The following is a 2987-nucleotide window of genomic DNA, read 5'->3' on the forward strand; positions in this document are numbered from 1 at the left end:
TGGGCATGCTGGCGGCGCTGGCAGTGCTGGGCGTCGCCTGACCTTTTCACATCATAAAACAGCGGACCGGCAGAAGGCGTTTCCCCGTGCCGGTCCGTTCTTTTTTTACGCTCCGTCCATGTAGCCCGCGGGCTGGATGGCCACCGCCTCCACCAGCTTGTCCCGCATCCACATGGCCACGTCGGTCTGCACGGTGTAGCCGCAGCCCGGGTCGGCCATCCACTGCTGGGCCGGGCGGCGGGGCAGGGCGCTCTGGGCCAGCATGCTCATGATGACCCCGCCGTGGGTCACGCAGGCGGCCTCGGCGACCTCCGAGCGGATCATATATTCCAGCAGCTTATGCAGCGTGTCGGCGCAGCGGGCGTGGAAGTCCATCGTGGGTTCCGCCCCCTCGGGCACAAAGCCGGAGGCAGGGTCCATCCAGCGGGCGAACCCCGGGTCCTTCACCAGGTCCTCCATCCTGCGGCCCTCGAACACGCCGAAGTTTGCCTCCCGCAGCTGAGGCACCACCAGCCGGTGGGCGGCGGCGGGGAAAAGGATGTCCGCCGTTTCCACCGCCCGGACCAGGGGCGAGGTGAACACCGTGTCCGGCGCGGGATAGGCAAAGCGGCTTTTGAAAACTTCCAGGTCCTGGCGGCCCTCGTCGCACAGGGGCAGGTCGGTGCCGCCGCCCACATACAGCCCTTCCAGGTTGCCCCGGGTCAGCCCGTGGCGGATCAGATGCAGCTTAAAGGTCTTCACGGTTTTTTCATCCTTCCCGCGCCCGCAGAGGGGCGCTTTTGACGCTGAAGCATATTACAAAATAGTAACAAACAGGAATGTTTCAACGGGCCCGAACACTATATTTAGAAAAGAGCCCGGCACCATTATCGTACATATAGTTTTCAAAGTCAAGCAATGGACAAATCACACGAAAAAGGCTGGGGGAATTTGGCGAATTTCGTATTTACAACGCGTTTTTGCTGTTTTATAATTTACGATATGTAATGGCCCCCCGGCGGGTGAAAAGTGCCCGCAAACCGCGCTGTCATGCCCTTTGCGGCGTTTGACGGGTCGGCGGCGCGGCGGGCGGCCGGAGTAAAGACAGGGAGCAGGACATCATGGAATTCAATCGCATCATCACCCTTCTTCGCAAGGAGCGGGGCATCACCCAAAAACAGGCCGCGGCGGAACTGGGGGTCTCTCAGGCGCTGCTGTCTCACTATGAGAAGGGCATCCGCGAGTGCGGGCTGGACTTTGTGGTGCGGGTGGCCGATTACTACGACGTATCCTGCGATTATCTTCTGGGGCGCAGCGCCGACCGCAGCGGCCTGACCCTCACGGTGGAGGAGATCCCCAATCCCGAGACCGCGAAGGACAGCGTCTACAAGGGCAGCGTGCTGCCCACGCTGAACAAAAAGCTCATCTCCAACAGCCTGAACATCCTGTTCAGCAAGCTGGCCGCCTGCCCGGACAAAGGGCTGGTGAGCGAGGTGAGCGCCTATCTGATGCTGGCGGTCTACAACATGTTCCGTCTGGTCTATTCCGCGGCCCCCAAGAACGCCGAGAGCATGTTCCGGGTGAGCCGGGGCCGCTGGCAGGGCTATTCCGCCGCCGCCATGAGCGCCGCTCACGCCAACGTGAAGGCGGCGCTGGAGGGCGAGAACATGGGCAGCGGCCCGGCCCTCAAGGACACCTCCTGCTTTGCCATGACCACCGAGAGCCTCTCCAAGGAATATCCCCTCTACGCCACCAGCCTGTTCAACCTCATCAAGAACAGCGAGAGCCGCATCGACCGGGTGCGCTGAAACGCCCACGCAGCACAAAACAAAAGCAGCCCCCCGCCCGCATCGCGCGGGCAGGGGGCTGCTTTCTGCTTTTCGGGGGAAAGGCAGGCCGCTTTACAGGCTGCCGATCTTCTTGCGGCAGGCGGGGCAGATGTTGCGCCCCTCAAAGGCCACCACGCCTTTTGCCTCGCCGCAGAAGATGCAGGCGGGCTGGTACTTCTTCAGCACGATCTCATCCCCGTCCACAAAGATCTCCAGAGAGGCGTTGTCCTCCAGGTTCATCAGGCGGCGCAGCTCGATGGGCAGCACCACGCGGCCCAGGCTGTCGATCTTGCGCACGATACCGGTGGATTTCATGGTTTTTCTCCTTTTCAAGCGGGTCTCAATATACATTCGGGAATTTTGTGACACAATTATACCGCAAAAGGAGTAAAATGTCAATATATGGTAAAAATGGAATAATGCGAATTTTTTGTGAACAAAAACCGCGCTCCGGGGCGGAGCGCGGCGAAAGAGCGGTGTTTTACAGCTGCACCAGGCCCACTTTTTTGTAGACCTTGGCCACCATGCGGTCGGCGATGCGGCTGGCGGCGGCGGCGCCCTCTTTCAGAACGCCGTCCAGATACTCCCTGTCCGCCAGGATGCGGGCGTACTCGGCCTGGATGGGGCTCAAGGCGTCGATGACGCTGCCGGCCACCGCCTCCTTGAACACGCCGTAGCCCTGGCCGTCGAACTCCTTTTCGATGTCGGCAAAGGTCTTGCCGGTGAGGGAGGAGTAGATGTTCATCAGGTTGGTCACGCCGGGCTTGCCGTCGCCGGCGCGCACCACGCCGTCGCTGTCGGTCACGGCGCGCTTGCACTTGCGCAGGATGGTGTCCGCGTCGTCGGTCATCAGGATGAAGCCGTTCACGTTGGGGTCGCTCTTGCTCATCTTCTTGTCCGGTTCCTGCAGGCTCATGATCTTGGCGCCGGTCTTGCCGATGTAGGGCTCGGGCAGGGTGAAGGTGGGGCTGTAGAGGTTGTTGAAGCGCTGGGCCACATTGCGGGTCAGCTCCAGGTGCTGCTTCTGGTCCACGCCCACCGGAACAAGGTCCGCGTTGTAGATAAGGATGTCCGCGGCCATCAGGGCGGGGTAGGTGAACAGGCCGGCGTTCACGTTGTCGGCGTGCTTGGCGCTCTTGTCCTTGAACTGGGTCATGCGGGACAGCTCGCCGAACTGGG

At 61.5% G+C, this 2987-nt stretch carries 4 protein-coding genes; 1 reads left to right on the forward strand and 3 read right to left on the reverse strand.

Going from position 1 to position 2987, the window contains the following annotated elements:
* Positions 1-105: 105 nt before the first annotated feature.
* Positions 106-741 carry a histidine phosphatase family protein gene (locus tag ACH2AT_RS10845; protein WP_394965980.1) on the reverse strand — a complete coding sequence of 212 codons (636 nt, stop codon included), beginning with the start codon at positions 739-741 and terminating at the stop codon, positions 106-108.
* A gap of 359 nt (positions 742-1100) precedes the next feature.
* Here ACH2AT_RS10845 and ACH2AT_RS10850 point away from each other — a divergent pair, with 359 nt between their 5' ends.
* On the forward strand, positions 1101-1787 hold the full coding sequence (locus tag ACH2AT_RS10850) for a helix-turn-helix transcriptional regulator (RefSeq protein WP_330057127.1): 687 nt from the start codon (positions 1101-1103) through the stop codon (positions 1785-1787).
* Between the two features lie 93 nt (positions 1788-1880).
* Here the strand turns inward: ACH2AT_RS10850 and ACH2AT_RS10855 are convergent, their stop codons facing one another.
* Positions 1881-2123 carry an AbrB/MazE/SpoVT family DNA-binding domain-containing protein gene (locus tag ACH2AT_RS10855; RefSeq protein WP_394965981.1) on the reverse strand — a complete coding sequence of 81 codons (243 nt, stop codon included), beginning with the start codon at positions 2121-2123 and terminating at the stop codon, positions 1881-1883.
* Positions 2124-2289: 166 nt separating this feature from the next.
* Positions 2290-2987 (reverse strand): tryptophan--tRNA ligase (gene trpS, locus ACH2AT_RS10860; RefSeq protein WP_394965983.1); only part of this gene is annotated, 698 nt, incomplete at its 5' end.

Source organism: Candidatus Allofournierella excrementigallinarum (assembly GCF_944388085.1).
Classification (GTDB): Bacteria; Bacillota; Clostridia; order Oscillospirales; family Ruminococcaceae; genus Allofournierella_A; species Allofournierella_A excrementigallinarum.